Below are 26,667 nucleotides of genomic sequence, written 5' to 3'. Positions count from 1 at the left end.
GAACATAAATGGGAATCAAAGGAAAATTTTTACCCAAAAAAGGAGGTATTAATTTCCTCTTTTATGCCAATTTTGTTGAATTTTATATTGGCTGGTGACCCCCCAAGACCAGCGATAGACTTCGCACCCACTTATTAATCATGTCATTGCGAGCACCGAAGGGTGCGTGGCAATCTTATCGTAAAGTCTTGAGATTGCTTCACTTTGTTCGCAATGACAGCTTTCTAACTCTGTTCCCCAGGAACAGAGATTTGCAACTCCTTGTTTTGCCTGTCATCGCGAGCGCCCGCAGGGTGCGTGGCGATCTCGGTTCACGATGGCGAGATTGCTTCGCTTCGCTCGCAATGACAACTTTCTATCTCTCTTGGGTGTTCGAAAACTCTTTACATGCCGGATAAAAAGTCTTATAAATAGACCCAAGAACAGCGATAGAAAGTTGTCATTGCGAGCGAAGCGAAGCAATCTCGCCATCGTGAACCGAGATCGCCACGCACCCTGCGGGCGCTCGCGATGACAGGAAAAACAAGGAGTTACAAATCCTATCGCTGTTCTTGGGTAACCTGTTAATTTGAAAATGATGCAAACGACTTATGAGAATGGTGACGATTTTCGGGGGAGTGAAGGTCCCCGTGATGAGGGCGATCCTCATCCTCTGTTTTTGTCTGGATTCCGACCTGTCGGCTCTGGAAAGCGGAAAAGAGACTCCGTTTGTTATTCATCAAATCGTCGGCCATCCGACCCATAAAGAAGAGGTCTTCGCCATCACCAGCAATTACGGTGTTTTAAAGAGCGAAGACGCGGGTTTAACCTGGAAGACGGCGAACCATGGCCTGAGGAGTTTCACCCATCACGCCCTCGCGGTGACGTTCACGAAGCTCTATGCGGGGGGCTGGGGAGGGGGAATCTCCAAAAGCGGGGACGACGCCGAAACCTGGGTTGAAATGAATGACCGGCTGGGTAATACCGCGATTGACGCCATCGCAGTCGATCCCGGATCGCCCGATCGGCTTTACATCGCCGCCTCGACTCAGTTTTATCGGACCGCCGATTCGGGAAAGGGATGGGTTTCTTTTGGAGAAGGGCTCCCCCCTTTTCCCGATGAGATCAAATTTAAGAGTCTGGTTATTTCACCCGGCCCGCCCAAGACCCTCTGGTACGGGAACTCTCAGGGACTCTTTCAGCGCGCCATTCATGCTCCCCGGTGGAGCGCCGAGGAAAAGTTTCGAGACACGCGTGTGAGTGCCCTGGCCTACGATGAAAATAAACGGGTGCTGTGGGTCGGGACATTGGCAAAAGGCCTCTTTACGCGAGAGGACAAAAAAAAAGAATGGAATGAAATGAAAATCGAGAAGGGATTGTGGATCAACCAGATTGTCCTGGACCCGTCCGATTCCCGCGTTTTATATCTGTCGACACGCGGGAGAGGCATCTTGAAATCGACCGACGGCGGAAAATCATGGAAGCCGTCGAATAACGGATTGAACGATCAAGACATTCGCAGCCTGGCGATCCACCCGCTCAACCGATTTCTCCTCTTCGCCGGAACAACCAGCAACGGGATTTTCCGTTCGGTGGACGGCGGCGCGCAATGGTACCCGGTCAAACCGATGCCTTCCTTCACGATAACCGAAATCCTCTCGCTGTTGTCGAATTCTTCCCCGTCGACTCAGAAGCCTCCTGCAGTGCCGGAGGCCTTTCTAAAATGCAATGCCTGTCATGGATGGACCGATTCGGCGCTGAGTCGGAAACAAACCTATTGGCGGGTTCCGCCCAATCAACGGGATTGGAAATATACCGTCGGCAGGATGGCAAAGCGGGCCCGGTTGACGAAACAGGAGGAATCGGTGGTGGTCAACTTCTTGACCGCTTATAGCCATCAGCCCCCGCATGCTCAACGGACTCCGTAATATTATGATGAAAACCTTTTCAAAGATGACCGTTACTATTCGGTCGACGGTTCTCAAGGGCCCGGAATGACCGTCTCTCCGACGCCGGCGATGTCTCCGTTCAGGTCACACCAGGCCCTTTCGCGTGGATCACCCCGTTTTACCAAAGGGTTACGGCGGGGCATCGTCTTTTTCCCTTTGCTCTTGCTCTTTTTTCTGGATATTCGGATTGTTCCCGCCTTCGGCGAAATCGATGGTCGGAGCCTGATCGTCACGCGTTGCGGAAAGTGCCATGGCATCACCCTGGAAGGCCAATGCCTCTCCGGAGAATGCGAAGGAGGACGTTCGCATCCCATCACGCGACGGCCCTGGGATCTGGTGATTCCGTGGATGCGCGCAATGGGATGCGAGATGACCGATACCGAGCAAAAAAAACTGACAGAACATCTTATGCTCCATTACGGTATAAGCTATTCCATCCGGTGGGAGCGGACCGGGAATGTGCCCGGAGGGTGGAATGTGGTCGCTCTGGGCGCCTTTCGTCACCGGCTATTCGCGGGAATCGAGGGAAACGGAAGCATCTTCGAGTTCGGTGAAGATTCGACCTGGAAACCCGCTTTGACGACTTCCAATTATACGGTCTACGGGTTGATCCCTTTTCAAAACAGATTATATGGCGTGACCAATGACCCCGCGGCAGAGATATGGAGCAGTGCGGACGGGAAGAGGTGGCATTTGAGCGCGCGTTTGCCGGAGGAAAAAGGAGCAACCAGCCTCGGCGTTTACAAGGGGGTCCTCTACGCCGGAACCACGCGGGCCTCCCTTTACCGGTCATCGAACGGAACAAGCTGGACGAGGGTGAGCGACTTGATCCCGAACGCCGGGGCGGACTTCACCCATTGGGTGCGATTCATCCTCCCTTTTGACGGGGCCCTCTATGCCGGAATCGAGAAGGGGGGGCTTTATCGATCAGAGGACGGGATGACCTGGAAACGGCTCTGGCCATCCGGCGGAGACCGCCCGCAAGAAAAATATTTTCAGGGCGTGCGCGGCGCCGCCTTTTTCAATAGGGCGCTCTACGTCGGAACAACCGGCGGAGGAGAGATTTTTAAATTCGAACTGGCGGGAGGGGCGCCGACCCGCGTCTTTTCAGCCGACCCTAAAACAACACGGGGTTACATCGGATCGATGGCGGTCCTGAACAAGTTTCTCTATGCCGCTGTCGGCGGCGTAATTTTTCGGACAGGGGATGGGGATCGATGGAAAGAAGTCGGACAACTGGGCCCTTTCACCATTGAGGCGATGACGGTGTTCGACAAACACCTTTACGCCGGGACAACCCTTCCGCCAAACGCCTGGATTTACAGAACGACGGGAAATGACTCTAAAACCGATTTTGATTTGCCCGCGGGAGGGTCAAAAAAATGATTCAAAAAACGGGGGTCGTCGCTGAATGATTATGATTTTGCGGGTTCTTCTCTGGATCGTTCCGATCCTCCTCTTCCCGATTGAGATTGGAAGGGCGTTCGAACAAACCGTTCCCATGATCGGAAAAGAATTTCCCATCTCCGTCCGGGCCGGCGAAGAAGAAGAAGACCCGGTGGCCGCCTGGGATGGACATCACGCGTTGATTGTCTGGCAGTCGACCCGGAACGGTCTGCGGCGCGTCTACGGCGCTCAACTGACCCCCGCCGGGGAAAGGATTCAGAAAGAAGGTTTTCCGGTTTCCTCCTCCGCCTCTCAACAACTTTTTCCAATGCTCGCGTGGGGAGAGAAACATTATCTGGTCGTCTGGCAAGATCTTCGACGCCGTAAAAATCTTGAAATTTTCGGAAGGCTCATCGATGCGGGAGGACGGCCTCTCGATTCAGGCGACATTCCGATCGGGGTCGGCGCCGCGAACCGGAAACATCCGGTCACGGCATGGAATGGGGAAAACTTTTTGGTCGTCTGGACGGAGGAGAGCGCCGGAACGGGATGGGATATCGTCGGCGCGCGGGTGACTCCGGGCGGAAAAGTTCTCGATCCGAAAGGGATCTCGATCAGCCGTGAAAAAGGAGACCAAACCTCTCCCGCGGTGGTCTGGAACGGAAGGGATTTCGTTGTGGTCTGGATGGATGGGCGCCTTGATCAATCAAAGGATATTTATGGCGCGCGAGTCGATCGGAAGGGAAACCTCCTTGACCCGGCCGGTATCAGCGTGGCGTCGCTCCCCGGGGAACAGGGATTTCCGGCAGTCGCCTGGAACGGGAAGCATGTGATTGTTGTCTGGGTCGATCGGAGGGACGGCGCGCAATATACCCTCTACGGCGCCCGGATCGATTCGAAAGGGAAGGCGCTGGAGCCAAACGGGGCGCCGCTCTCCACAACCCCTCGTTTCCATATGTTTCCGGACATCGCCTGCCGGAACAAAGAGTGCCTGGTAATCTGGGAAGAGGAGAACGGGTCTAAAGAGAAAATGACCGGAATCCAGGATGTCGTCCGCGACATCAACGGCATTCGTCTGAAAGATTCTGAAAAGGCATTTTCCAGCCGGGCGGCTGAGCCTCTATACCCCCGAACGACCTTTGTCTCCCGGTCGTTCGGAAACCATTTCGCGAAAGTCTCCACGGATGGGCGGCGCTTTCTTCTCGTCTGGAAGGATTACCGGTCCGGACTCGCCGCCAGCCTGGGTCGATGGATTGAATTTCCTCCATGACCCTCGTCTCCGCTCACCAGCAACAACCGCTTTGCCTCGCCATGTCCGCGCTCTTTCTCCTTTCTACGGCGTCGTTCGCCGGGGAGCCGCTGATGATCAATCAGATCCTCATCGATCCGAATGAGCCCGCGATCCTCTACGCCGCGGCCCGGCCTCAAGGGGTGCTCAAGAGCGCCGATCGCGGAAAGAGCTGGTCGCCGGCGCGGAACGGCCTCAAAAACACCAGCGCCTATCACCTGGCTCTTGATCCGGCAAACGCTAAAACCTTGTATCTGGGGACGTTCGGCGGGGGAGTCTTCAAAAGCGCCGACGGAGGAGAACATTGGGTTGAAATCAACGATGGATTGGGCAACACCAATATCCACGCCCTGGCCGTCGATCCAAATAATCCAAAACGAGTGGTCGTCGGGACCTCAACCGGCGATCTCTTCCAAAGCCTGGATGGCGGAATCCATTGGTCGGCCTATGGGGAGGGGCTTCCTTCCCTTGAAGGCGAGGTAATCGCGACCCTCCTCTTCGAGACGGCGCCGCCGTCTCGTCTCTTCCTCGGCCAGGAACTCCTTTACGCGCGCGGCGCGGCCGGTCCGTGGGCGCCTCTGGGAGAAGGGCTGAAGAAAGAGGTGATCACGACGCTGGCGTTCGACCGCGAGCATCAGATTCTCTACGCCGGAACCCTTCATGCCGGTCCCTTCCTCTCGCGCGACCGGGGGAGAAGCTGGATTCCTGTCGAGGGACCTTTCAACAGAGCGTGGGTCAACACCATCGCGGTCAGCCGGAAGAAACCCCGCGAGATATACGTCAGCGCCTTTGGAAAAGGATTTTTTAAGAGCCTCGATCAGGGAGCGACCTGGATAAGAATGTCGGGCGGCCTGCCTTTAGACGACGATATCATGAGCGTTGCGATTGATCCGGAGGATCCCGACCGGCTTTACGCCGGAACCCACAATAAAGGAATCTTTATTTCACGGGACGGAGGAACGACCTGGATCGCTCCGGAGATTACGCGGGAACCGGTTTCATCGATCATCAACTCGCTGGTGCCGGATGAGGCGCCGACTCCGGACAGAGCGCCGGTCATTCCCGCCCCCTTCGTCAAGTGCACAAAGTGCCACGGCTGGACCGATCTTTTTTTAACCCGGAAGAAAACGTTCTGGCGGGTGCCTCCCAATCGCAGGGATTGGCGGCCAACGGTCAAAAGGATGAGCCGGGGGGCCGGGCTGACCCCGGCGGAAACAGAAGAGATTATCTCTTTTTTAAACACTTACAGCCAGAGGAAACCGCCTTAAAAACAGTCCCACCGTTGGAAAAACCATTACCCCTAGAACAGAGTTAGAAAGCTGTCATTGCGAACAAAGTGAAGCAATCTCAAGACTTTACGATAAGATTGCCACGCACCCTTCGGTGCTCGCAATGACATGATTAATAAGTGGGTGCGAAGTCTATCGCTGGTCTTGGGATTACGGGACACGGGTTTCCGTAAAGCGTTCAAGAAATCTCGTGATCTCTTCCTCTTCTTCCGGACGGATATCGGTCCCGCCGGTCATGCGCGCGACGGTTTGTTTCCAGTCCCTTCGGTTCGCCGCTACGCGCCACGGGGTTGCCTTTTGATTCAGATTGAGATCGGTCCAGCCGTGGCAATGATTGCACTTTCGGAACGAAGCCGGCGCCGCGATGTCCGGTTTTTCCCTGTTCGCCTGGGCGTTGAGAAACTCCAACTGACGGCTTAAATCAAGAAAGGGAAGACCGCTTTGGTGTCGCCACGACGTTCCACCGTTGATCGACTTGAAAATCCCCGCCCCGTGTGTTCCGGCGAAGAGAATCTCCGGGCGTCTCGGGTCGATCGCCAGCGCCCGGACATCTTGATCGGTAAGTCCGCGATTGACGACCCTCCATGACTTTCCCCCGTCCCGGCTTTTAAAAATTCCCGATACGCTGGCAGCCGCGTAGATTACCCCGGCGTCAGAGGGATGGATCGCGATGGCCCGTATCCACGCCTTTTCCAGGCCTATTCCGGTTCGAACCCAGCTTTTTCCCTGATCATCGCTGACGAATAATCCGCCGCCGAGCGTCCCCGCGTAAAGCAAATCAGGTTTTGATCGAGCCGTCAGGACCGTGATTTTTATTCCCCGGAGCGGTTTCACCGCTCTCCAGCCGGAAATGCCGATGGTTTTCTGAAAAAGACCCGATTCCGATCCCATCCACAGAGAGCCCGGATCAGACCCTCCAATGATCAGGCTTTGAAACTGCGGACCGTTCCAGAACGCCAGTCCCCCGGTCATGGACCGCCACACGGTCTCCTCGGCCCGGCGTTCGTAGAGGTCGGTCGATGTTCCGATGGTGATCGTCTCCGACCGCCCTTTTGAATCGGCCTGCAGCAGAATGACGCCAATCGCCGTGTTCCCCAGCCCGGCATTGACTTCCCGCCATGATTCCCCTCCATCCTCGCTTTGATAAAAACCGGAACCCCAGGCCGCTGCGTAAATTCGACGGGGCGTGATCAGGGAGATTTTGACATCATACACGAGATCATCCATGATTCCGGTGTTGATGAAACGCCAATGGCCTCCTCCATCGACGCTTTTAATCAGCCCTTGATTATCGGTGGCGGCATAAAGGGTTTCAGAGGCCGCCGGGTCAATAGCGATGGCACGGATAAAATGAAAGGGCCGCTCGCCGGGGAAGGCAGAAGGAGAGTAAATCGAGAGAAGAATCAGGGGGATCAGGACGACCGGTATGGGCCAGCGGAATAGATGAGAAGTCCGGTCAGGGATTCCCGGTGTAGAAAGTTCATGGCGCATTGCCATAGGCGCCGCTATAGGCGTTGAGAAAGTTGGTGATGATCTCTTCTTCGTTGTCGGTCAGCCCGGCGCCTCTTCTCATCCGCTTCACGGTCAAGCTCCAATCCCGCCTGTTCGGAGTTACCAGCCAGAAGCCGTTTACGGTGTTGAGAAAGGGATCGGTCCAACCGTGACACTTGTTGCATTTGGCGAACGCGGCGGGGGGAGAAAGATCGGGTTTCTTTCGATTCGGATCCGGGGTGGTTAATTGCGCGATGATCGCTTTTCCCTCCAGCATCGGAATATTGTCAAGATGGGTCCATGTCGCGGCGCCGTCCGTCGACTTAAAAATGCCTTCTCCATGCGCGCCGGCGTAGAGGATATTGGGGTTGGAGGGATCGAGAACCAACGCCCTCAGGTCGGTCGCGTCCAACCCTTTATTCGACTCCTTCCAGGTTTGGCCCCCGTCCAGACTGACCAAAACCCCGCGAAATGAGGTGGCAAGATAGAGCCGCTTCGGATTGCCTGGATCGAACCGGATCACGCGGATCCAATCGCGCTCAATCCCCTTTCCCACCTCTTTCCAATGGACGCCGAAGTCGTCGCTGGCAAAGAGCCCCCCCCCTTTTAAGGTCTGACTGTTTCGAAAGATGGCGGCGTAGATCCGTTTTCCGCCTGGATCAACCGCCAGGGCGCTGACCATCTTTTCTTCCAGCTCTTTCGAGGCCAATCTCCATAAGGGATCGTCCTCAGCCCGGGTGTAGAGGCCATGTTTGGAGGCGAGGAAAAATTTATCGGGCGCTTTGGCCCCGCCCGGGCCAGGCTTTCCCGGGATGATCAGAATATTCTGAAATTCCTGGCTGGTGGTAAAGGTGTCCCCCTGGTTCCATGCCTCCCAGCTTTTTCCGCCGTCCGGGCTTTTGTAAACCCCGGTGGCGGAAACGACATAAATTTTATCGGGATCGTTGGGGTGGAGAAACATCTGGCCGATATCGGTGTCCTGGAATCCATCATTCCTCTCGACCCAATGATTTCCCCCGTCGACGCTCTTATAGAGGCCTCCGCCTCCCGCGCCGAGATAAATCGTGTTGAGATCCCTGGGATGGACCGCAAAGTGATAGAGGGAGTAGCTCTTGATCCCATTATTGATCAGGGACCAATGCTGACCGCTGTCCGTGCTTTTGAGAAGGCCGATACTGTAGGTGGTGACGGCGTAGACGATCCTGGGATCGAGCGGATGAATGACAATCTGGGTGACGAAGAGGTTATTCCGCCCGGCGGCGTGAGAGGAGAGCGGCGCTAAAGAAATGACGAGGGCAAGCCAGATCAGGCAGGCCCTCACGTTGATCCGCGTACAGGTCACTCTATTGCACGACAAACCCGCCGGTCAAGGTGACCGACAGACCTCCCACAGACGCCGGGTTGGTTACCGTCACGTTGTATGTCCCGACGGGAAGCGACATATTGGGCCACCAGAAGTAGAGCGCTCCGCTATTGTAATAGGTATAGCGCAGGGTGGCGTTAGCCGTTCCCGACGACGTCACGGTCGACCCGGTAAGGGAACCGACCGTAATCGTTGCTCCGGTGACGAAATTTGTGCCGTTAATGAGGATAGCCCGGCTGGTCGTGACCCCATACGAAACGGTCGCGGGGTTCAAGCTTGTAATCGTCGGCTGGGGGGCCGCGACGGTAAACCCGTTGGTCAGGGTAACCGACAAACCTCCCTGCGAGGCCGGGTTGGTTACCGTTACGTTATAAGTCCCGATCGGAAGCGAGGTATTGGGCCACCAGAAGTAAAGAATACTACTGCTGTTGTAGCTGTAGGGCACGCTCGCGGTCGCTGTTGCCGACGTAACGGTTGTCCCGCTGAGGGTTCCGACCGTGATCGTTGCCCCCGACACGAAATTCGTGCCGTTGATGGCAATGGCCCGGCTGGCGGTCACCCCATACGAAACGGTCGCGGGGTTCAAGCTTGTAATCGTCGGCTGGGGGCCCGCAACGGTGAAGCCGTTGGTCAGGGTAACCGACAAGCCTCCCGCCGAGGCCGGGTTGGTCACCGTTACGTTGTAAGTCCCGATCGGAAGCGATGTATTGGGCCACCAGAAGTAAAGAAGACCACTGCTGTAGTAAGTGTACGGGTTGCTGCTGTTGGCTTTTACCGTCGACGTGATCGTCGTACCGGTAAGGGTACCCACCGTAATCGTCGCACCGGTGACGAAATTCGAGCCGTTGATGGCGATCGCCTGGCTGGCCGTAACCCCGCCAGACAAGACGGTGGCGGGAGTAAGATTTGTGATCGTCGGCTGGGGAATCTGGACTGAGAACCCGCCGGTCAGGGTGGCTGACAATCCTCCCACGGAAGCCGGATTGGTCACCGTCACGTCGTATGTTCCGGCGGCCAGCGAGGTATTGGGCCACCAGAAGTAGAGCTTTCCATTACTATTGTAACTGTAAGGAGAGCTGGCCGTGGCGATCGTCGACGTCACAGTCGTCCCGGTGAGGGTGCCGACGGTAATGGTCGCCCCGGAAACAAAATTTGTGCCGTTAATCGCAATCGCCTGGCTGGCGGTGATTCCACTAATAACGGTCGCCGGACTCACACTCGTAATGGTCGGCTGGGGAGGTATTGACGAAGAGACTGTGAAGCCTCCGGTCAAGGTGACCGACAGGCCTCCCACGGACGCCGGATTGGTCACCGTCACGTTGTACGTCCCGACGGGAAGGGACGTATTGGGCCACCAGAAGTAAAGCCCCCCGCTATTGTAATAAGTATATGGATTTGTGCTGTTAGCTGTTCCCGACGAGGTAATCGTCGTCCCGGTGAGGGTCCCGACCGTAATCGTCGCACCGGATACGAAATTCGTCCCGTTAATGAGGATGGCCTGACTGGCGGTAGTCCCATACGAAACGGTCGCGGGCGTGAGGCTTGTAATCGCCGGCTGAGGCGTCTCAACGGTAAACCCGCCGGTCAGGGTGACCGACAAACCTCCATAGGAAGCCGGATTGGTCACCGTCACATTGTACGTCCCGGCGGGAAGCGAGGTGTTGGGCCACCAGAAATAGAGCTTCCCACTGCTGTTGTAACTGTAAGGAAAGGCGGCGGTGGCGATCGTCGACGTAAAAGTTGTCCCGGTGAGAGTGCCGACGGTGATCGTGGCCCCGGAAACGAAATTCGCGCCGTTGATAGCAATGGCCTGGTTGGCGGTGCTCCCATATGCGACGGTCGCGGGACTGACACTCGTGATCGCCGGCTGTGGGGCCGCTACGGTAAACCCGCCGGTCAGACTTGCCGACAATCCACCCGTCACCGAGGGGTTGGCAACGGTCACCGTATACGAACCAACGGGGAGCGCCGTATTGGGCCACCAGAAGTAGAGCTTTCCACCGCTGGAGTAACTGTAGGGTACGTTGGCGCTGGCTATTGGCGACGTCACAGTCGTTCCGGTGAGGGTTCCGACCGTGATCGTCGATCCGGCGACGAAATTTGTCCCGTTGATGACGATCGCCTGGCTCACGGCGGTTCCATACGATAGGGTTGCGGGACTGACACTCGTGATCGTCGGCTGGGGAGGTGTCCCATAAACAGTGAGGGCGTTATGAACCGTCGCGCCTCCCGCGCAGGCGTCATGATCGGCCACGCTGACATCGTAGGTTCCCGCGGGCAATTCGGTCCCGGACCAGTAGAATCCTATGGTGTTCCCGTTAATCAAAACAAACGGGGTCGCGGCGGACGGCGCTGATCCGGCAACCACTGTTCCCGTGAGACTTCCCAGAGGGGTCGGACCGATTGTGACGGTCGCTCCCGCGGCAAAGGCAGTAGCGGTTCCGCCATAAGAGTTAGGGACGCCTCCAACGATATAAATCGTTCCGGCGCTTCCATAGGCCACCGGACTGCTCGTGGTGTAATTCAGCTTAAGAATGCGGGGGGAGATGGTTATGGGAGGGCTTACGCCAGTTTCCAACCCCAGGGTCGCCACCACCGTGTGGACTCCAGCGGTCACGCCCGAAGGGAGGGTCGCGATCACCGTGGTGGAGTCGGCGGAAGTCGACTTCACCGACAGCGTCGTCCCATCCTCCAAATGGAAGTAGGTCAGACCGTCAAAGAGATTCGTGCCGATAATCGTTAGATCGAGCGGTAGAGCCTGACACTGTATGGAGGGAAGGCCGGTCACTGCCGCGGAGGTAATGGTCGGAACAGGACCGGTGGAAACGCTGAGCGACAGGGTAGTGACCGGGGGGGTGGCAAAACCGCCGGTTCCGTCCCCCTTAAAAATTAACACATGCCCGGCTGTCCCGACGGTGGCAACCGCGAGGTCGAGTTTGCCGTCATTATCAAAATCTCCGGTCACAACCGAGGTCGGCGGATCGACCAGGGGGATCGTTGTCACCGGCGTCGACTGGAAAGCCGGGTTAGCGGAAGTTGCCGTTCCGGTCCCTAAAAAGATGGCGACATTCTGTCCGGTTCCCGTCGCGCCGAAATTGGCGACGGCAAGATCATCTCTTCCATCCCCGTTGAAATCCCCTTTGACCCCCCCGGAGGTGATGGAGAGCGGCGAGGTTCCCACGTTGGCGAGGGGCGGTCCCGGAGTAAACCCGTTTGCTCCGTTCCCTAAATAAGCGATGACCTGATTCTTTCCGCTTACGCTCACCGCGAGATCCAGATTGGTGTCGGCGCTGTAATTACCAACCGCCAATGAAATGATGGTTCCGACGGTACCGCCTCCTCCACCGCCCCCGCCGGGCGAAGTTAGAAAGCTTTGGGCCGCGGAGTAGGTTGCCGTCGCCCCCCCGCTTTCGGCCGACCGGTGGACGAAATAATATTTGGTAAGGCCGGCGGTCAGGCCCTTTAATACAACCGCATGGCTCGTGACGAGTGTGGCATTCGTGGCGTCGTAGTTTGGATCGGAGGCCGTGCAGGTATCCCCCGTTAATGAAGTCGCGCTGGTCCCGTAGGCAACGCAAGTGGTGGCGGGGACTTCGGTCGTCCAATTAATGGTGGCGCTGTCGCCGGCGATTCCCGAAACGGTCGGACTGCTGATGATCGGTCCCAGACAGGAGGGACAATAATTCGTATTTAAATAGGCCGAAAGCTTGGCCGAATCGGCGACGGCGCCCTTGAGAATCATTTGATCAATGATAAACGTCCAATCCGTGACCCGGGGATCGAGGATATGCCGTTGAGCGCTTGCGCTGAGGTTAATATAGCGATCTGTCGTCGCGACGCCTCCGCTGCGGTTTCCTCCAGCGATCTGCATACTGTGGCATTGGGTGCAGCCGTCCAGGGTTTTGTCTTCGGAACAAGGGACGGTCGCCCCGGCAGTATCGCACGAAGCGGCTTTGGCCGTTGAGGGGGCCAGAGCGGTGAACGCCGCCATCCCGACGAAGAGTAAGAAACCCAGGACCACTGTTTTTTTCCACGCGACCACCGATTGCCTCGCCATTTTCAGATCTCCATTTTCTAAAATCTCTATAAAATAATGGTATCCAATCTTTTACAATTTCCAGATCTCCCTAATTACTTTTTTGCATAACCGATAGCACATCTTTTATAACTGAAGACCAGCGATAGACTTCGCACCCACTTATTAATCATGTCATTGCGAGCACCGAAGGGTGCGTGGCAATCTTATCGTAAAGTCTTGAGATTGCTTCACTTTGTTCGCAATGACAGCTTTCTAACTCTGTTCTTGGGTCAAGAAAAAAGTAAGACCCTAAAAGATAGAAAGTTGTCATTGCGAGCGAAGCGAAGCAATCTCGCCATCGTGAACCGAGATCGCCACGCACCCTACGGGTGCTCGCGATGACAGGCAAAACAAGGAGTTGCAAATCCTATATCTATGTTCCTGGGTAAGAAAAGAAGTAACTCTTCAGTCAAGGGTTCTCAAGGGCCTGGAATGACCGTCTCTCCGACGCCGACGAAGTTATCCTCATTTCTGGACTTTACATTATGGCGGGATCAACAAACTTCGCCGAAGTCTCCTTTCAGGTCACACCAGGCCCTTTCGTGTGTATCGCCCCGTTTCACTGAAGGGTTACGGAAGGGTTACAAAAAGAAAAACTCTGTTTTCTAGAAATGAAACTGGATATAAAACGTGACGTCAAAGCCATCCAGGTCAAGGGCGAGGTCCTGAGGGGTCCCCTGCAGAACATCGGCGGCCCCTATGGTGGTCACCGGAACATAGGTAATGGAATCTCCCGGGACAGGAGTTTTGGCCGGCTCCGGAATGTGGATGGTGGGATCGGGAGGGAGGGAATCAGGAGGGGCGGGGGGCGGCTCCGCAAAGCCGCTGGCAAAAAACCGGGTGACCTTGAGTGTCGAGATTTTGCCGACGACGTAATTGACATTAGCCCCGACGGAGAGCCATTTTTGAAAATAGTATTCCCCCCCCGCCCCGAAGCGGGTGGTAAACCCATACCCCGAAGCCTCCGTCACGCTGACGGAATCAAAGCTGAGGTTGTTGTTGGTGATCACCCTTTCAAGGGCATCCATCGTAAAGTCAGCATGTGAAATCCCGATAATTCCGATGTTAAAATAAACCTTTTTAACCCCCGGCTCATTGAATAAATGATACCTTAATCCCCACCAGAGCTGTTTAATGGTGACATGGTAACGGGCATCCCGCGGGACGATGCTGGGAGGCTGGTTAGACCGGGTGAAGATGGTCGCTGAATCTTCCGCGCGGGATTCCCCCGCCCATTGGGAACCGGCAATGGAAAACGAATATTTTGGATTGATCTCCAGGTTAACCTCGATTCCGACTTCTGCCAGACCGAAAATATCTGGAGCGACAATATTTCTTCTGGTACTTGGAAAATCCGGGTTCCCGGGAAGAAGGAAATTGGGATCTTGAAGAATCCCAATACGGTTATCGGAGAGTATGTGATTTAACGTTTCCAGCGACGGGTGATAAAGGCCCACCAGAAGGCCGACGCTCCATTTGCTCCACTCCAGCGGTTTTAAGGGGAAATCTTCCAGCGGAGGGAGGGTCGCCTGCGCCGGAGAGGTCGTCGCGTAACCCAATGAAGTAGGAGAAAAAGCGGGTGTTGTGGAAAAAGAGGGGCCCGCGGTTCCTTTTTCCGCAGGGGTCGAAGAAAAAGCAGGAGTCGATCCTTCTGAGCCCGGAGCAGAGAAAAAGCCGGGTGTAGCGGCAAAAGGAGGAGAGGTGGAAGAGTTTTCAAAAGTTGTAGAAAAGGCTGGCGTCTCAGGAACAGAGGGAGCAAATTGTCCTAAAACGGGCTGATTGGAAAACGTTAGTACAATGAAACTCCAAAATATGAAGAAAAAAAAATTCACAAAGACCCTACATGATCTTTAATCTGAAAGAACAAACGCATGAATCCCGTTACGCCTACATCATTTTTGCGGGGCCGAAAATGAATTTAGGGCGAAGCCAGGCCATCAGAGCGGGAATCAGCGAAATGGCGCCTAAGGAACTTGTTAACATCGCCAGCGGAACTAAAATCCCTTCGGCATGCAAATAATAGCCGGGAAATATCAAGGTGGCACACCCGGCTGAAATGGCAAAGGCGACGTACAGGATCGATTTTCCGGCAGTACTCATGGTTTTTGAGATTGCCGATTCCAAAGGGGCTTGCGTCGCCCCCCCCACCGGCAAAGCCGGATGGAGCCCCCCCCTCTCGCTCGCTTTGCTCGCTGGATCTATATCTGAAAACTTCTTAAACTCTTCTTTAAGGCGGAAAATGAAATAAATCGCATAGTCCGCCCCCAAACCCACCGACATGGCTGAAATGGTCGCCGTTCCAATTCCAAGGGTGAGGCCTGAGAAACCCATAATGCCAAAGTTAATAAATACCGCTAACAGCACCGGGATGAGGACCAGGAGCCCCCCTAACAATGAACGAAAAACCAGAGAGGCGATGACAAAGGTTAAACCGCTGACCTGAAGGATATTTTGAACTTTTCCCTTCACCATGGTTTCGTTGAGCGCGACGGTCACGGGAGAGCTTCCCGCCACCCCGACCGAAATATCGGAGTCAAAATGACCTGGTTTATACGCTTCGACCTCTTTAATGAGCCGCTCCGCCAGATCGGTGCTGTCTGTTTTTAAAAAAGTCCAGATGACCGCCTGCTGGTAATCGTAATTGACCAAACGGTTAAAGTCCGCCGGGTTTCCGGAGATCGAATAGAGAAAAAGGTATTCCGCCGCGGCTTGGCGGGATTCCGGTATTTTCTCCCAGACCGGGTCTCCCCCATGAATCGACCGGTTCATCTTTTTTAAATAATCGACGTAAGATTGGGTTTTTCCAACCCCCGGAATCGATTCAAGAAGGCGCTGAAGCCCCTCGATGCCCGCCATAATGCCGGGGTCTTTTAACCGGTCGGCTTTTTTGCCGTCGATCAAAATATAAAAGGTAGAGGTGCCGCCAAACGCCTGGTTGATGGCCCGGTCGCTTTGACGGAGTTCTGTTTTTTCAAAAAACTGATTTTTGAGGCTGTTGTTGACCCTGACCTGGGAGGCCCCCACCAAGCTGATGACTAAAAATAAGACCCCGGCCAGAAGAATCTTGAATTTTTGCCTGGGTATCGCGGCACCCCATGACGCCAAAACCCGGTCCAGGGACGAGGGAGTTTCACGCGCGGCTTTGACTCCTGGTTTAATCATGATCCTAAAAGCCGGAATAAAACTCAGCTCCAAAACCACGGCCGATAAAATGCCAAAGGCGGTTAACAGCCCAAAGGCCTGAAAGGTTTTTAAATGAAAGGTCACCAGAGAGGCAAAACTGGCCGAGGCGACCAGGCCGGCAGTCAGCATGATGGGGGCCATTTTTAAAGTCGATTCTCTTACCGCCTCCCGGTGGTTTTGAGAAACGGCATATTCCTCATAGTACCGTTTTAAGATCTGGATCGAATGGCCCGCGGCAATCGCGACAATCAGAAGCGGGGTTAGGGTTTTCGTAAAGGGGTCGAGGGGAATCCCCAGAAGGCCGACAAGGCCAAGCGCCCAAACAACGCTTAATAAGGCTGTCAGGATCGGAATAACCATCCCCTGGAGGCTTTTAAAGGAGAGGAAAAGAACCCCCATGATGATGACAAAAGCAATTGGAAAAACAATGCCATTCATGACGTTGGTATCGGCTTCAAGAAAGGAGAGCGCCACCGGAAGGCCTCCAAGGTAAACCTCTGTGTTGCCGTCTTTTTCCAGATCGATAATCGAATGCAGTTTCTTGTAAATGGTCGAATCGCTGGTCCAGTAGGGGTTATCTCCTCCAATGGGCCAGGGACTGCTTCCATAGATCAGTCTGTTCACCATGCCGAATAAAACGTCGTAAGTCGTACCGCCCTTGGCCGTCGGGGAAGATGCCCCTTTTTTGTCGCCGTTCCACCATTTATTAGGGGCTTGCGTCGCCCCCCCCACCGGCGAAGCCGGCTGGAGCCCCCCCCTCTCGCTCGCTTTGCTCGCTGGATCTCCTTCGATGCCCCCGGACCCCGGCTCGCCCCCAGGCGAAACCGGCTGGAGGTTTTTTTTATCCGGGGTCCCGTCGGGGTTCCACCAGGGGTTTCCTCCGGCCGTCGAACCCGGCTTCGAACCGGAGCCTGTTGGAGATAAAACCCCCGACCGGAAATCGGTAATAATCGCCGCCGATTTCCCATCTTCCGAAACCAGGCTTTTAACATAAAGGTCGTTGGAATAAAGGTTTTTCTTAAGCTCTTCCAAACCTTCTTTGGTCGCCGGGACCTCGCTCATCATCGGGCGGATATCCATCCCTCCCGCAGAGGCGTTGATAAATTTTATTTTGCGGTCGGCGATCGAAACAACGTTTTCCTCTAAAATTCCGGGAACCTTTTTAACCGCCTCGGTAATCCGCTTGATTTTGGCGAGCGTGACGGGATTAAAAATATCCCCCTCTTTCACCGAAACGCCGATAACCACCACACGGCTTCCGCCAAAGGTCTTCTCGATCTGATTATTGAGCTGAACAAAAGGGTGATCCTGGGGAAGGATCCTCTTGGGGTCGAGAATCATAAAAAGGTTGTGAAGCTGGAAGGCAAAGAAAAGGGTAATCAACGTCACGATAAAGATGACCCGATAAGGGTGATCGACTAACCAGTTCACATATTTTTTAATCATTTAATTTTTAAAAACCTCCTAAATAGGCTGTTAAAAAACCCCGGCAATGTCATTGCGAGAAGCGATTTTAGCGACAAAGCAATCTAAACATGAGATTGTTTCCAAGACCAGCGATAGACTTCGCACCCACTTATTAATCATGTCATTGCGAGCACCGAAGGGTGCGTGGCAATCTTATCGTAAAGTCTTGAGATTGCTTCACTTTGTTCGCAATGACAGCTTTCTAACTCTGTTCTTGGGAAAAGACGCAATGACAACAAAAAGAGTTTTTCAACATCATGCTTAACACATAGGGCGTAAGCTCATCCCTCACGTTTTTTTTCGTTTCCCATAAGTATTTTGACGCGATCAACCAGTTTGAGAATCATGTGAGGAATCGGTTCTTTCTCCACACCAATCAGATCGGTATTTTCAAACCCGAGGGGAAGAAGGACCTTTTTGACCTTACTGCTGGAAATCGCGTTAGCCATATTAAACGTCAACTCGCCCATCATCGAGTTGCCCAGAACAATAGAAAGCGTTCCGATAATGAGATGGACGTTTCCTATGGAATGAATAATGGCGTTTTCTCCGGAGGCTCCCTTATTGGCCCCGGCCCTCATCATGGACGCAGTCGCGATGGCATTGGTTCCCAGAGCTATAATTTCGGTCTCTTCAGGGAGGTAGTCGCGGAGTTTCTTAATCACTTCACTCCCGATCCCTCCCCCCTGTCCATCGATCACCGCGATCACCATAATACCTCTTTTACTAATACAAACGCATTAAACCCAAGACCAGCGATAGACTTCGCACCCACTTATTAATCATGTCATTGCGAACACCGAAGGGTGCGTGGCAATCTTATCGTAAAGTCTTGAGATTGCTTCACTTTGTTCGCAATGACAGTAGGGGCAGGCCCCTGTGCCCCTGCCCAGGGCAACCACGGGGGGTTGCCCCTACAAGAAATATGTCACACCATTCTCTAAAAGCTATACTTCACTTCCGCATATAGTCTATCATGATCTTTAAAAAAACCAATAAAACGAAATTCAGAGTTCAAATCGGTTCGTCTTTCCCCCGAAAAAAAATCCCCTCCGAAAGAAAACTTAATCAAATCGGTCCATTTATAATCGATCCTGGGCCGGATCAGAGCCTCATTGTGATTAAAAAAGTAAAGGACGGAAAATTGCGCGATCACACGGCTGTTGAGCATCTCTTTACGGATAAAGAAGCTTCCTCCGCTTTCGACCTGGTCGGTCAGCATGGTCGGATCATAATGCGGAATCAGGGTTTGAGAATATTGAAACGTGATGTCCGAATCCAGCCAGTTGATATCCATGCTGAGGCCGTATTTAAAATAATCCTGGCCGATTTCGCCGAACGTGTCCGCAGAATCGAGAACCCCGTTTCCGTTCGTATCGACTCCGGTTTCAAAGTATTTTCCATGGACGTAAGCCGCTTCAACCCCCGCAACGGCCCCGGAAATGTTTTTGGTGGTTGAGAATCCCAGCGTATGCAGCCGGGTATACCGGGGCTTAAAGGTTAACGTCGCTTCGTTTCCAAACGCGCCGCGGAAAGCGGCCGGGAAGTCGTCCCACGCATAAAAATAGCTGACACTGGAGTCCCATCCCGTAATGTTGTCGGAGAGCCGCACCCCCCATTCCCAGTTCATCGGGCTATTGGTCGGCGTTTCAGTTCCCGGGGGAATCTGAAATTCCTCCCATTCCGTGCCCGGCCGGGCAGGCTTATGAAACGTTAAATCCGGAATGAACAGGGTTTCAAGATTCATGTCGCGGATATAGAAATTCCCTTTTACCATCCAGAGCGGAATGTACCGGTCTCCGACGTCCCTTAAAATGAATTCCCCAAAATCCAGAGGATTGATTTCATCCGTAATCCGGAACCCTTCAATCAAACCCCATCGGACGATCTGCTTTCCGATTCTTAAATCGACGAATTCGCTGTTCGAGTCAAGATAAAGTTCCCGAAGCTCCGCATCGGTTCTCCCGGGACCAAAACCGGCGATTTCCGCCGGAGTCCGCTTGAATTCGGGCCGAAGCGGGTTAACGTCATAAAAACTTTCAAAATCATAGATGGAATTATAGGTGACTCTTCCGATGGAAATAAGACGGGCCTTCTCGGAAATAAAAGCGTGTAATTCGAGTTGAAACAAATTAAGAAATTTTGAAAATGCCGCATTTTGGGGATAACGATAGGCCACCTCAGCTTTATAATATCCCATGACCTCGGCGCCCGGATAATGAGGAAAGGTTTCGCCAAAAGCCTTTTGCGCTCCACCTGAAAGCTGGAATATTAAGCTAAAAACGAAAGAAATTAAAAAGAGGAAGGAGATGGGTAGTCCTTTCGTCTCTTATTGTCTGATCCCGGTTTTTAAAGTTCTTTCTGTGAAAATATCATTGGAAAGGCCCGGGTTGATCTTTAAGTCCGAAATCTCAAAAATGGTCTTATGCCCGGTTTGAACATTAATCACCGTTGAGAGTTTCCAGGCTTTATGTTTTGAAATTTCCTGCCATTCTATCGTCTGCGTTTTCAGGAGATCCCCTTTACGGTCATAATATTCGGTCTTCATGGTTCTGAAATCCTTCTGGGTAATCCAATGGACCTTCTTGCTGTAAACCCCTTCTTTTTCTTTAGAGACCGATTCGACGACATAACAGGTCTCATCGCCGCAGGCCTCTTCTCTTAGTAATTTGTGATCATCTTCCTCCAGCCTCCGTTGCCCCATGTCGCCGAAGGTCAGATCCGATCCCATAAAGGCGTCATCCTGGCCGCGCGAGGAGACATGGCGAGTCTGCCGAAGCGATGGGAGATAAAGCCACAGGTCGTCGGTTTTTCCCGCCGTTGAATAGTTCCAGATTAAAAACCCGGTCCCTTTCGCGTCAGGAGGCCAGTCGGTAAAAAAGAGGGTCTTGGTCGCCATTCCTTCTTTTCCCGCGAAATTTTTCCAATATCTTTTGGTGACAATCTTCTTTTCGTCTCCCTCTTTGGTGAAAAGACGAAGCGTGACGGTGTTGATCTGGTCATTCGCGAGGTAGGCCTCGTTTTTTTTCTTCATGACTTCAAGGCCGTCCATTATAGGGGCTGGCGTCACCGCTTCCGCCAGAACAAAATTTACCAAAAGCATGAGTGTTGCTGCAGACCAAAAAAATAATTTCATTCAGACTCCTGTCTATCTCAAAAGATTAAAACAAACATATTTAGTCGCGTTGCCTGTCATTGCGAGCGCCAGCGAAGCAATCTATAACATGAGATTGCTTCGTCGAAAAAACCTCCTCGCAATGACACTTCATTGATTACGTTTGCCATCGTTTTTTCATGGGTTTATTTAATGCCCGTCAAAACCGTAAAAGGACTCGGCTCCCGCAAATCAACGCGGGCAACCCTGGTGAAGCCGACTTCTTTCATCCATTGAGCCACTTCTTTCTCAGAATGAGCCGCTCCGCCCGGCGTATGGAGAAGCTGGTTGACGCCGATCAGCGCTGACAAAACAGGGCCTGTTTTATTGGGGTTCAGCATCTGGTCCTGGGCAATCAACAATCCTCCCTTTTCCATGGAATAATAGGCTTTTCTCATGATGGTTTTCACCATTTCAGGTGATTCCTGATTGAGCATCGAAGATAAAAGGACCACATCGTTCCCTTCGCCGAATTCATCTCTAAAATAATCGCCTTCACGGGTTGCCACCCGATCGGATATTTTATAACTTTCAATGATCTCCCGCGTAATTTTTAATGTTTGAGGCGTGTCAAAGACAATTCCTTTTAAATTCTTATTGGCCTTGCACATCATGATGGTGAAAATACCCGGACCGCCGGCAACATCGAAAAACTGTTTTTTCCCCTTCAGAGAAATTGTTTTCGCCAGCAACTGGGCCTGAGCCAGACCCCGGTAATGCATTCCCATAATATAGGCCCGTGTGGATTCATCCCCCTGTTCATGCGGTTTCTCAACAACGGGTTTTCCCGTCAGCACGGCGTCATAGAGTCTGCCCCATGTCGGGTACCACTCCTCAAACATCAACGGGATCCCGCCCTGATATTGCGGACTTGTTTTCACAAGAAACGTTTTAGAGAGCGGCGTATTTTTATATTTACCTGTTGAACTTCGATCCAAAAGACCCAGCGCGACACACGCAATCAACAGAATGTCGAGACCCCGCATGTCAACCTGACATTCTTCGGCAAGGTCATCCGCGGTTCGCGACTGCGATCCTAAATGATTGAAAACATCCAGCCTGACGGCTGTTTGGATCACTTTGGACGTCCAGTAGGCAGAACTCATTCGAGCAACCGTCATCGGATCTAATACAGATTTCTTTGGCCCTTTGGTCGGTTTCTTACCTTTTTTTGTCGTCATTATTTTTCTCCACCCTGACTTTCCATCTATATCAGGGGCCCGTGCGGGTTCACTTCGTGAACTCCTCCGATGCCCCCGAACCCCGCGCTGCGCACCCGCATAGCCGGATGCTTCGCTTATTCTACTTTTCAGGGGCCCGTGCCACAAAGCTTGCTCGCAAGCGCTTCCGCAGCGAAGCTATGTTTTTATGCCCCCGAACCCCGTGCTGCGCACCCGCATAGCCGGATGCTTCGCCAGGCCTTCACAACGATCACAAGGTTGACTCTTTTTGCAGGAGCATGCCTTCACACTCCTGCGTTCTGTTTTTAGGTTTAATGGGAATGGCCATGCTCGGTATGTTCATGTTCGGCATGTTCATGGTCATGATCGTGTTCATCGTGGTCATGGTCATGATCATCAAACTTTAGCCCGCTTAAAAACATTTCGGACTGAACCTCATCCATTTTATTAATGAGTTTCATTAACGCGGCCGCGTGCCTTTTCTCTTCTCGAATAATCTGAGACAGGACGGCAGTCACTTCGTTCACCAATGGAAAATCTTCCGATTCAATGACCGGAACCTGGGCTTCAAGCTTGGTGATGCTTTTTAACTTTTCGACGAGATCGTCGCGTAAATCAGCACAAACTTTTTCCTGATCGGACCTGACACCGTGCGCATGACCGTTAGAATGGGTATTACACATTGTTATTCCTCCTTCGTTGTTAATTGCCTGATTAATAACACCGTTAATGTTATTGCATTTCATTGTAGGGGCAGGCCCCTGTGCCTGCCCTGGGCGACCACAGGGGGTCGCCCCTACAAAAAAGATGTCTTATGGAACCTGTTCAAAGGGAATGACTCCCAAATAATAAAGATTCCCCCAGTTTTTCGTATAATCAATCCGGGTGGCGGAACCGTATCCTAACACAATCCTTTTATGATTTTCATCCTTTATTTCCATTGCCCTGCTGACAAGGACGCGAATCGGTCCCACATGGGTGACCACCGCCACCCGCTGATTGGGATGGAACTCTTTGATTTCTTGCACGGTTTTCATGACCCGTTCTGCGAACGCGACCCAGGATTCTCCCCCGGGGGGAGAATATTGGAGAAGGTCGCCCTTCCATTTCAAAAATTCTCGCGGAAACCGCTCCCTCGCTTCGGCAGGGGTCAAACCATCCCACTCTCCCATTGTCCGTTCTTCCAAACCCGTTTTGGGAAAAATTTTCAAGTTTAATCCTTTCGAAAGATAACCCGCTGTCTCGATGGTCCTTTTTAAGGGAGACGAATATAACGCCGAAAAAGAGGACCCCTTGACCCAACGGCCCAGCCTTTCGGCCTGGCTCTTTCCTTCCACATTTAACGGAGGGTCATCCACCCGGCTGTAAAACCGCTCTTCCGGGAAACCGGTCTTCCCATGCCTGAAAAAAACCAACGTGGTTGCCTCTGCTTTTTCCCGGATTTTTTCTGACATAACCCTTATATCTTTGTCTTTGCGAGAAGGCTTTAGCCGACGAAGCAATCTCATGTTTTAGATTGCTTCGCTATCGCTCGCAATGACAAATAACTGTGGACATGTTCGCCCTTTAATCCTCTTGTTGGCGAATAAACATCCGCGTCGCCCACACCATTGTTAAAACCGCAAAGAAGAAGACCGCAAAAAAACTGAATAAAAAAGGAACCGTGAATTCTCCGTTTAAAGAAAGACGAACCGCATCGACCGCATAACTCACCGGGTTAAGCACAGCCAGGTTTTTAATCCAATCGGGCATAAAGGACTGAGGAATAAATGCCGACGAAAAAAACATGAGGGGAAGGGTCAACATGTTCCCAATGACGACCAGCGGCTCTTCTCGTTTCAGTTTCATCGCAAATCCATTTGAAAGGGCGGCAAAACCAACAGCCAGGAGCAGGATCAAAAGGGTTACGGTCGTAAAGGCCGCCAATCCTCCATGCACTTTCGCGCCTAAAAACCAGGCCAGGGTAAAGATAATGATGATCTGAATGATCACCGTCACGGCTGAATGCAGAACCCGGCTTAAAACAATCGACGTCCGTTTGACAGGCGTCACAAGAACCTTATTCACCGTGCCGAAATTAATTTCTCTGAGGAGACTGACCCCCGACCAGGAAGACCCGAATAAAACGGTCATCACTAAAATTCCGGGAGTGAGAAACTCAATATAAGAAGTGGCCGGGAACCCGCCTAACTGGGTCATGTTTCTAAACAGTTCGCCAAAAATCACAAGCCAGATCAAGGGTTGAATTAGCCCGAATAAAGTCCACAACGGCATCCGAAGCGTGATTTTCATGTATTTCGCAAATTGAAACCATGTGTCGAATATCAAAGACATATGTAAGAAAATTTCTTTCTCATTTTGTCTTTGCGAGGAGGCCTTAGCCGACGAAGCAATCTCATGTTATAGATTGCTTCGCTACGCTCGCAATGACAATTTTTTTAGAGCGTTAATAACAGTTCAGGATTCTGTCTTGGACTGTTTGGTCCACCATTCTTTCATCTCCGCTTCAGTCCATTTACCCGACTTCCCGTTCCATCCAGAGGGGCTCGCGTCGCCCCCTCCACTGGCAGAGCCAGATGGAGCCTCCCCCTCTCCCTCGCCTTGCTCGCTGGTTTGATCAGAGGGGCTCGCGTCGCTCTCTCCCTCCGAGTTGGCGCCTTTTTCTCCCTCTTCGGTTTTTTGCCATTTTTTCCAATCATCACTTCCGCCGCCGGTTTTTTGCCATTTTTTCCACCAGGGCTCGGCTTCGGCGGTTTCTTTTTTGTTTTCAAGACTTTTACCGGTGTATTTTAGAAAAACATCGTCAAGGCTGGCATGGGAAAATGAAAGGGTTTCCACCTCAAGTTTTAAAGCGTCGGCTTCCGCCATCACTTTTAAGAGGGCGTCTTTGCCGTTTCTGACATACATCCTGACTTCGTTCCGGTCGTAAACCAGATGGTCAATATACGGTTTAAATTTAAACAGATTCCATTTTTCAGCTTGAGTTTCTCTTTTTTCGGCGGATTCACAGATGAAATTAATCGAATCGCCCCCCATATCAGCCTTAAGTTTTTCAGGGGATCCGACGATCTTCAGTTCGCCCTCATCAAGAATACCGATGCGCGGGGCCAGTTTTTCAGCTTCTTCCAGGTAATGGGTTGTTAGAAAAATGGTCATGCCAAATTCTTTATTGAGCCTGCGGATATAATCCCACAGGGTCATTCGGCTTCTTGGGTCGAGCCCCAGAGTCGGCTCATCGAGAAATAAAACCCGTGGGCGATGGACGAGAGCTGTGGCAATATCGAGTTTACGCTGCATTCCACCCGAATAAGTGGAAACCATCGAATCGGCTACCTCGTTTAGCTCAAACAAATTTAACAACTCTTCGACCCGCTGATAAATCAATGCCGTGGAAAGACGGTAAAGACGGCCCTGGAGGACGAGGTTCTCCCTTCCCGTAAGAAAATAGTCAACCCCCGCTTCCTGGGCGACATAGCCAATGGTTTCCCTTATCCGGGTCGGGTTTTGAATCGGGTTGATTCCCGCGATTGAAAAAGTCCCTCCCGTAGATTTGGTCAGGGTCGTCAGAATTTTAATGGCCGTGCTTTTCCCCGCGCCATTTGACCCTAAAAAACCAAAAACTTCTCCCTCTGAAACTTCCAGAGTCAAGCCCTTAAGGGCCTGAACGCCGGACGCATATGTTTTTGCCAATTGATTCAGTTTGATCATTAATGCAGCAGTAAGAAGTCTGAAAAAACTCATATCTGTCATTCCCGTGTAAACGGGAATCTAGTCTTTTTAGATCGTTACGCTCCCTCTGGATTTCCGCTTTCGCGGGAATGACGATTTTTTACGAGACCGTCATCATTAAGTTTACTTATATTTGGGCCCGTGCGGAGAAACAATTAAAACCATATGTCCGCTGCGGAATCGCTCCCAAAGCAAGCTCGGAGGCTCGGACAGGCATAGCCTGATCCTCGCTTTAATCTTCTTTACGGACGAAAGTTCCTGATTTTCCACCTGTTTTTCGAACCAGGCCGACGTTTCCGAAGCTCATCTCCTTATCGATCGCCTTGCACATGTCGTAAATCGTTAAAGCGGCAATTGACACAGCGGTCAGGGCCTCCATTTCAACCCCGGTCTGGCCTTTTAATTTTACCGTGGCAGAGATCTCAATCGAGCATTTCCCTTTTTTATCGGGCTCTCCATTTTCTTTAAAATCGATGTCCACACTGGTCAGCAACAAAGGATGGCACATCGGAATCAAATCAGGTGTCCTTTTGGCTCCCATCACACCGGCAACCTGGGCGACAGCCAGGACATCTCCTTTGGCAATTTTTCCATCTTTTATCCGCTTAAAGGTCTCGGGCTGCATATAAACCGTTCCTTTTGCGAGAGCCGTCCGTTCCGTTTCTTTTTTTTCACTCACATCGACCATTTTTGCCCGGCCTTCGGTGTTAAAATGCGTAAGTTCAAGATTTGACATGTTTCACCCTTTCCTTTAAGTTACCCTGATTAAAGGATCTATTTTAACAAAGTGTATGATTTTGTCCACTTCTTTTATAAATTTACGAAAAATTATTAACAGATAATCATGCAATTTTCATACTAATACAAACGTAAAAATAATTGTGATATGTTTCTTGTAGGGGCAACCCCCCGTGGTTGCCCAGGACAGGCACAGAGGCCTGCCCCTACAAGGTTAAATTAACCCGAAGAATACCTAAATAAGGAATATTACTAGTGTAGTGTCCGCTAAATAACTGGACAACTACTTTTTTGTTTTTCTCCTGCGCGGGAGCGTGCAGCCTGGCTGAATCTGTTCCAGGGTTTGGCGGCAGCGTGAGAGTTTTTCAACGATAGATTCCACTGTGGCGGTC

General features: G+C 52.3%; 19 protein-coding genes. 5 read left to right on the top strand and 14 right to left on the bottom strand.

Features of this window, described 5'->3' with window-relative positions; translation table 11 throughout:
- Positions 1-590: 590 nt before the first annotated feature.
- The 4 genes from HYR79_03235 to HYR79_03220 all read left to right on the top strand — a co-directional run bounded on the left by HYR79_03235 (position 591) and on the right by HYR79_03220 (position 5,870).
- Entirely contained in the window at positions 591-1,907 is a 1,317-nt protein-coding gene (locus tag HYR79_03235; protein MBI1820702.1) for a hypothetical protein, read from the top strand.
- Positions 1,908-1,973: 66 nt separating this feature from the next.
- Positions 1,974-3,314, top strand: coding sequence for a hypothetical protein (locus HYR79_03230; GenBank protein MBI1820701.1), 1,341 nt, complete (start codon positions 1,974-1,976; stop codon positions 3,312-3,314).
- A gap of 25 nt (positions 3,315-3,339) precedes the next feature.
- A complete protein-coding gene (locus HYR79_03225; GenBank protein MBI1820700.1) occupies positions 3,340-4,584 on the top strand; it encodes a hypothetical protein in 1,245 nt (414 codons plus the stop codon).
- Positions 4,581-5,870, top strand: a complete 1,290-nt coding sequence (locus HYR79_03220; GenBank protein ID MBI1820699.1) for a hypothetical protein — start codon at positions 4,581-4,583, stop codon at positions 5,868-5,870. The genes HYR79_03225 and HYR79_03220 overlap by 4 nt, the downstream gene beginning before the upstream one ends.
- 171 nt (positions 5,871-6,041) lie before the next feature.
- Here HYR79_03220 and HYR79_03215 read toward each other — a convergent pair whose 3' ends face one another.
- The 4 genes from HYR79_03215 to HYR79_03200 all read right to left on the bottom strand — a co-directional run bounded on the left by HYR79_03215 (position 6,042) and on the right by HYR79_03200 (position 14,382).
- Positions 6,042-7,388 carry a hypothetical protein gene (locus HYR79_03215; protein MBI1820698.1) on the bottom strand — a complete coding sequence of 449 codons (1,347 nt, stop codon included), beginning with the start codon at positions 7,386-7,388 and terminating at the stop codon, positions 6,042-6,044.
- Positions 7,372-8,724: a hypothetical protein gene (locus HYR79_03210; GenBank protein MBI1820697.1), complete on the bottom strand. Its 1,353-nt coding sequence runs from the start codon at positions 8,722-8,724 to the stop codon at positions 7,372-7,374. Before HYR79_03210 ends, HYR79_03215 begins: the two co-directional genes overlap by 17 nt.
- 1 nt (position 8,725) lies before the next feature.
- Positions 8,726-12,802, bottom strand: a complete 4,077-nt coding sequence (locus HYR79_03205; protein ID MBI1820696.1) for a VCBS repeat-containing protein — start codon at positions 12,800-12,802, stop codon at positions 8,726-8,728.
- A 626-nt stretch (positions 12,803-13,428) separates the two neighbouring features.
- Positions 13,429-14,382, bottom strand: coding sequence for a hypothetical protein (locus HYR79_03200; protein ID MBI1820695.1), 954 nt, complete (start codon positions 14,380-14,382; stop codon positions 13,429-13,431).
- Between the two features lie 25 nt (positions 14,383-14,407).
- Between HYR79_03200 and HYR79_03195 the strand changes: the two genes are divergently transcribed.
- Positions 14,408-14,602 (top strand): hypothetical protein, encoded by a 195-nt coding sequence (locus HYR79_03195; GenBank protein ID MBI1820694.1) that lies wholly within the window; start codon positions 14,408-14,410, stop codon positions 14,600-14,602.
- Between the two features lie 108 nt (positions 14,603-14,710).
- Here HYR79_03195 and HYR79_03190 read toward each other — a convergent pair whose 3' ends face one another.
- The 10 genes from HYR79_03190 to moaC form a co-directional block, all read right to left on the bottom strand.
- Positions 14,711-17,452, bottom strand: a complete 2,742-nt coding sequence (locus HYR79_03190; GenBank protein ID MBI1820693.1) for an MMPL family transporter — start codon at positions 17,450-17,452, stop codon at positions 14,711-14,713.
- 302 nt (positions 17,453-17,754) lie between these two features.
- Positions 17,755-18,186 carry a DUF3842 family protein gene (locus HYR79_03185; protein MBI1820692.1) on the bottom strand — a complete coding sequence of 144 codons (432 nt, stop codon included), beginning with the start codon at positions 18,184-18,186 and terminating at the stop codon, positions 17,755-17,757.
- Positions 18,187-18,413: 227 nt separating this feature from the next.
- Entirely contained in the window at positions 18,414-19,673 is a 1,260-nt protein-coding gene (locus HYR79_03180; GenBank protein ID MBI1820691.1) for a hypothetical protein, read from the bottom strand.
- Positions 19,674-19,802: 129 nt separating this feature from the next.
- Positions 19,803-20,609, bottom strand: coding sequence for an outer membrane lipoprotein-sorting protein (locus tag HYR79_03175; protein MBI1820690.1), 807 nt, complete (start codon positions 20,607-20,609; stop codon positions 19,803-19,805).
- 164 nt (positions 20,610-20,773) lie between these two features.
- Positions 20,774-21,808, bottom strand: coding sequence for a hypothetical protein (locus HYR79_03170; protein MBI1820689.1), 1,035 nt, complete (start codon positions 21,806-21,808; stop codon positions 20,774-20,776).
- A gap of 311 nt (positions 21,809-22,119) precedes the next feature.
- Positions 22,120-22,554 (bottom strand): hypothetical protein, encoded by a 435-nt coding sequence (locus HYR79_03165; GenBank protein MBI1820688.1) that lies wholly within the window; start codon positions 22,552-22,554, stop codon positions 22,120-22,122.
- 66 nt (positions 22,555-22,620) lie between these two features.
- Positions 22,621-23,262: a histidine phosphatase family protein gene (locus tag HYR79_03160; GenBank protein MBI1820687.1), complete on the bottom strand. Its 642-nt coding sequence runs from the start codon at positions 23,260-23,262 to the stop codon at positions 22,621-22,623.
- A gap of 112 nt (positions 23,263-23,374) precedes the next feature.
- Positions 23,375-24,142: an ABC transporter permease gene (locus HYR79_03155; protein ID MBI1820686.1), complete on the bottom strand. Its 768-nt coding sequence runs from the start codon at positions 24,140-24,142 to the stop codon at positions 23,375-23,377.
- A gap of 123 nt (positions 24,143-24,265) precedes the next feature.
- Positions 24,266-25,549, bottom strand: coding sequence for an ATP-binding cassette domain-containing protein (locus HYR79_03150; GenBank protein MBI1820685.1), 1,284 nt, complete (start codon positions 25,547-25,549; stop codon positions 24,266-24,268).
- Positions 25,550-25,769: 220 nt separating this feature from the next.
- Complete coding sequence (gene moaC / locus HYR79_03145) at positions 25,770-26,273, bottom strand: cyclic pyranopterin monophosphate synthase MoaC (protein MBI1820684.1); 504 nt, start codon at positions 26,271-26,273, stop codon at positions 25,770-25,772.
- Between the last annotated feature and the right edge of the window lie 394 nt (positions 26,274-26,667).

The sequence above is a fragment of the Nitrospirota bacterium genome (genome assembly GCA_016178585.1).
In the GTDB taxonomy this organism is placed as follows: Bacteria; Nitrospirota; Nitrospiria; order JACQBW01; family JACQBW01; genus JACOTA01.
Note: the sequence above shows the minus strand (reverse complement) of the source record. Positions and strands in the feature narration are given on the sequence as shown.

What these genes read in the sequence shown, in the direction of transcription:
- HYR79_03235 (MBI1820702.1), top strand. Translation starts at nt 591, where the DNA reads ATGAGAATGGTGACGATTTTCGGGGGAGTGAAGGTCCCCGTGATGAGG.
- HYR79_03230 (MBI1820701.1), top strand. Translation starts at nt 1,974, where the DNA reads ATGACCGTCTCTCCGACGCCGGCGATGTCTCCGTTCAGGTCACACCAG.
- HYR79_03225 (MBI1820700.1), top strand. Translation starts at nt 3,340, where the DNA reads ATGATTATGATTTTGCGGGTTCTTCTCTGGATCGTTCCGATCCTCCTC.
- HYR79_03220 (MBI1820699.1), top strand. Translation starts at nt 4,581, where the DNA reads ATGACCCTCGTCTCCGCTCACCAGCAACAACCGCTTTGCCTCGCCATG.
- HYR79_03215 (MBI1820698.1), bottom strand. Translation starts at nt 7,388, where the DNA reads ATGGCAATGCGCCATGAACTTTCTACACCGGGAATCCCTGACCGGACT.
- HYR79_03205 (MBI1820696.1), bottom strand. Translation starts at nt 12,802, where the DNA reads ATGGCGAGGCAATCGGTGGTCGCGTGGAAAAAAACAGTGGTCCTGGGT.
- HYR79_03190 (MBI1820693.1), bottom strand. Translation starts at nt 17,452, where the DNA reads ATGATTAAAAAATATGTGAACTGGTTAGTCGATCACCCTTATCGGGTC.
- HYR79_03185 (MBI1820692.1), bottom strand. Translation starts at nt 18,186, where the DNA reads ATGGTGATCGCGGTGATCGATGGACAGGGGGGAGGGATCGGGAGTGAA.
- HYR79_03180 (MBI1820691.1), bottom strand. Translation starts at nt 19,673, where the DNA reads ATGGGATATTATAAAGCTGAGGTGGCCTATCGTTATCCCCAAAATGCG.
- HYR79_03175 (MBI1820690.1), bottom strand. Translation starts at nt 20,609, where the DNA reads ATGAAATTATTTTTTTGGTCTGCAGCAACACTCATGCTTTTGGTAAAT.
- HYR79_03170 (MBI1820689.1), bottom strand. Translation starts at nt 21,808, where the DNA reads ATGACGACAAAAAAAGGTAAGAAACCGACCAAAGGGCCAAAGAAATCT.
- HYR79_03165 (MBI1820688.1), bottom strand. Translation starts at nt 22,554, where the DNA reads ATGAAATGCAATAACATTAACGGTGTTATTAATCAGGCAATTAACAAC.
- HYR79_03160 (MBI1820687.1), bottom strand. Translation starts at nt 23,262, where the DNA reads ATGTCAGAAAAAATCCGGGAAAAAGCAGAGGCAACCACGTTGGTTTTT.
- HYR79_03155 (MBI1820686.1), bottom strand. Translation starts at nt 24,142, where the DNA reads ATGTCTTTGATATTCGACACATGGTTTCAATTTGCGAAATACATGAAA.
- HYR79_03150 (MBI1820685.1), bottom strand. Translation starts at nt 25,549, where the DNA reads ATGAGTTTTTTCAGACTTCTTACTGCTGCATTAATGATCAAACTGAAT.
- moaC (MBI1820684.1), bottom strand. Translation starts at nt 26,273, where the DNA reads ATGTCAAATCTTGAACTTACGCATTTTAACACCGAAGGCCGGGCAAAA.